The organism is Streptomyces sp. RP5T, from assembly GCF_003933965.1.
GTDB lineage: Bacteria > Actinomycetota > Actinomycetes > Streptomycetales > Streptomycetaceae > Streptomyces.
Genome location: NZ_RSAJ01000722.1, coordinates 1 through 3789 on the forward strand (window position 1 = coordinate 1; position 3789 = coordinate 3789).

Consider the following 3789-nt stretch of genomic DNA (forward strand, 5'->3'; position numbering starts at 1 on the left):
GTCGGGCAGAGGGCGCCCCGGCGAACGGCGCGCTGGTCGGCCGGGCCACCCGCCGCTGAGCGGGCAGTCTGCTCATCTGCGGATCAGCCTCTCCAAACGCGCAAAGTCACGCTTATCCGGCGGAGTCGTGGGCACTTGGGGGTCACCCCTGAGACGGGTGGGACCTACGGCACACCTCAAGGAGCGACAGTGGTCATGCGCATTGGAGTGGAGGAAGAATTCCACATCCTGGAAGTGGAGAGCGGGCTGCTCGTGCCGCGCGCCGACGCGGTCCTGCGCCGGCTTCCCCCACGCACCTTCACCACGGAACTGCACCAGTCCACCGTGGAGTCCAACAGCGGCGTGCACACCACGCTGAGCGGCCTGTACGCCGACCTCGCCAGAACCAGACGGCTCCTCGACGCGGCCGCCTCCTCGCTCGGGCTCGCGGTCGTGGCCGCCGGCACGGCACCCCTCGCCCCGGCCGCCTCCGGGCACCCCACCGCCGACCCGCGCTATCGCCACATGGTCGAGGAGTACCGCCAGGTCGCCGACGAGCAGCTGATCTGCGGCGCCCAGGTCCACGTGGACATACCCGACCGCGACACGGCCGTGGCGGTGATGTGCGCGGTCTCGCCCTGGCTGCCCGCCCTGCTGGCGCTCTCCGCCAGCTCACCGCTGTGGCAGGGAGCAGACACCGGCTACGCCAGCTGGCGCACCCTGCTGTGGCAGCGCTGGCCCACCGCGGGCCCCGTGGGCTGCTTCACCGACGCGGCCGACTACGACGCGGCGGTGGGCGATCTCGTACGGGCCGGCGTCATCAGCGACCCGGGGATGATCTACTACGACGTCCGTCCCTCCGCCCATCTGCAGACCCTGGAACTGCGTATCTGCGACGCCAGCCCGCGGGTGGAGACCGTCGTGCTCGTCGCCGGCCTGTTCCGTGCCCTGGTGACCGAGGCCCTGGAGCGCCGCGCGGCCGGCAAAGCCCTGTGCGACGGCCGCCACGACTGGCTGCGCGGCGCCTCCTGGCGCGCCGCCCGCTCCGGCCTGGAAGGCGTTCTGGTGGATCCCCGCACGCACCGGGAAGCGCCCGCCGCCGACGTCGTGTGCACGCTGCTCGCCCGGCTGCGGCCCGCTCTGGAGGCCCACGGCGACTGGCAGACCGTCCGGGACCTGACCGCCGCGGCCCTCGCGGAGGGCAGCGCCGCCGAGCGCATCCGCCGCAAGGCGCGGGAAGAGGATCTGCTGGCCTGCGCCGACCTGTTGATCGCGGAGACCCGCGGCGAGCGGCGCCGCCGCGGGCGGGCCCCCGTCGCCCGCCCCGACGTCCCGCACTCCGTCGCGGGCACGGCGGGCCCCGGCGCCCCGGAGGTCCTGGGCAGCTGAACCGGCTCCGCGCCGCGCACCCGGCTGTCCCGTCCGTCCCGCACCCGACAACCCCGAGGAGACTTTTCGTCATGTCCAGCAATTCCGCCCGGGTCGCGACCGGCAGGCGCGACCCGGGGTCCCTGTCCCGGCCCGGGTCCGACGGCTCCTGGGAAGGGGGCGGCGTGTCATGTGCGGTCTGAGCGGCGAGATCCGCTTCGACGGCAGCCGGCCCGACCTCGGGGCCGTCGAGCGCATGACCGACCGGCTCGCCGCCCGCGGACCCGACGGCGAAGGCATCTGGACACGGGGCGCGGTGGCGCTGGGCCACCGGCGGCTGAAGATCATCGACCTGTCCGACCTCGGAGCCCAGCCGATGACCGACGCGGACGACGAGATCACCGGCGTCTTCAACGGCTGCGTCTACAACTACCAGGAGCTGCGCGAGGAGCTCGGGCGCCTCGGGCACCGCTTCAGGTCGACGTCCGACACGGAGGTCGTGCTCCACGCCTACCGGCAGTGGGGGACCGCCTGTGTGGAGCGGTTCCACGGCATGTTCGCCTTCGCGCTCGTCGAGCACCGCACCGGCCGGGTCGTGCTCGGCCGCGACCGGCTGGGCATCAAGCCGCTGTACCTGGCGCCCGCGCCGGGCCGGCTGCGGTTCGCCTCCTCGCTGCCCGCCCTGCTGGCCGCCGGGGACGTGGACACCTCCCTCGACCCGGTGGCCGTCCACCAGTACCTGAGCTGGCACGCCACCGTCGCCCCGCCGCACACCGTGCTCAACGGCGTGCGCAAACTGCCGCCCGCCACCGTACGGGTCGTCGAGCCGGACGGCAGCCACCACGACCACCGCTACTGGCAGCCGTCCTACACCCGGCGGCCCGAGTACGCGGACATGGGGCCCGACGAGTGGCGTGACGCGGTGCTGGAGGCGCTGCGCACAGCCGTACGCCGCAGGATGGTCTCCGACGTGCCGGTGGGCGTCCTGCTCTCCGGCGGTCTGGACTCCAGCCTGATCGTCGCGTTGCTGGCCGAGGAGGGGCAGCGCGGCCTGAAGACGTTCAGCGTGGGGTTCGAGGCCGAGGGCGGCGAACAGGGCGACGAGTTCCGCTACTCGGACCTGGTCGCCCGGGAGTTCGGCACGGACCACCGCCGGATGATGGTGCCCTCGGACCGGGTCTCGACCGCCCTCGACGACGCCGTCGCCGCGATGAGCGAGCCGATGATCAGCCACGACGTGGTCGCCTTCCACCTGCTGTCCGAGCAGGTCTCCAAGGAGGTGAAGGTCGTGCAGAGCGGTCAGGGCGCCGACGAGGTGTTCGCCGGATACCACTGGTACCCGGAGCTGGCCGCGGCCCCGCGCGAGGAGGAGCCGCGCCAGTACGCCGAGACGTACTTCGACCGCCCCCACACCGACCTCGCCGACGTCCTCCACCCGCACATGCTGCCCGCGGACGACGTGTCGGGCCGCTTCGTCACGGAACACATGGCCCGCCCCGGCGCCCAGACCGCCCTGGACGCGGCGCTGCGGCTGGACACGCACGTCATGCTCGTCGACGACCCGGTGAAGCGGGTCGACAACATGACCATGGCCTGGGGCCTGGAGGCCCGCGTGCCCTTCCTCGACCACGAACTGGTGGAGCTGGCCGCGGCCTGTCCGCCGGAGCTCAAACTCGCCGACGACGGCAAGGGCGTACTCAAGGAGGTCGGCCGCAAACTCCTGCCGCGGGAGATCGTCGACCGGCCCAAGGGCTACTTCCCGGTCCCGGCCATCCGGCACATGGCCGGCCCCGTCCTGGACCGGGTGCGCGAGGCGCTCGCGGCGCCCGCGGCCAGGCAGCGGAACGTCTTCCGGCAGCCGTACGTCGCCGAACTCCTGGCGGCACCCGACGAACACCGGACCAAGCGCGGAGCCAACGCCCTGTGGCAGGTGGCACTTCTGGAGATATGGCTGCAGACGCACGGAATCACGTGACCGGCGGGCAGCGCACCCGGCCCCCGCACGCGACGGCCTCCGCACCGGGGCAGGGGCCCGCCCGCGCCACGGCACCCGCCCCGATGGCGCTGCCCGAGACGGAGGGCCCCCGGGACGCCGTGACCCGGTTGCAGGCGCACGGCTGCTGGTATCCCTCCGTGGATCCCGACGGCACCCGGGTGGCCTTCATCTGCGACCGGGGCGGCGTCCCCCAGCTGTGGGCCGGCCCCGTGGACGGGGAGGGCATCCGGCTGCTCGACTCCTCCCCGGACCCCGTCAAGGAGGTGGCCTGGTCGCCCGACGGCCGCTGGATCGCGTACACCACCGCACCGGGCGGCGGTGAGCACACCCGCGTGCTGTGCGTACGGCCCGACGGCACCGGTCGCCGCCTGCTGGCCGGTGCCGACCCCGACACGTCCGCCTACCTCGGCTGCTGGGCCCACGACGGCTCGGCCGTCGCCGTCACC

The 3789-nt window shown here is 73.6% G+C and carries 2 protein-coding genes and 1 pseudogene; all 3 read left to right on the forward strand.

Annotated features, from left to right (window positions below; genetic code table 11):
- The first annotated feature begins 195 nt into the window (after positions 1-195).
- Positions 196-1368 carry a glutamate--cysteine ligase gene (locus tag EHS43_RS39845; RefSeq protein WP_125195436.1) on the forward strand — a complete coding sequence of 391 codons (1173 nt, stop codon included), beginning with the start codon at positions 196-198 and terminating at the stop codon, positions 1366-1368.
- Between the two features lie 169 nt (positions 1369-1537).
- Entirely contained in the window at positions 1538-3322 is a 1785-nt protein-coding gene (locus tag EHS43_RS39850) for an N-acetylglutaminylglutamine amidotransferase (protein ID WP_125195437.1), read from the forward strand.
- Positions 3295-3789: pseudogene (locus tag EHS43_RS39855) on the forward strand (PD40 domain-containing protein); the annotation flags it as partial. The gene EHS43_RS39850 and the pseudogene EHS43_RS39855, both read left to right, overlap by 28 nt.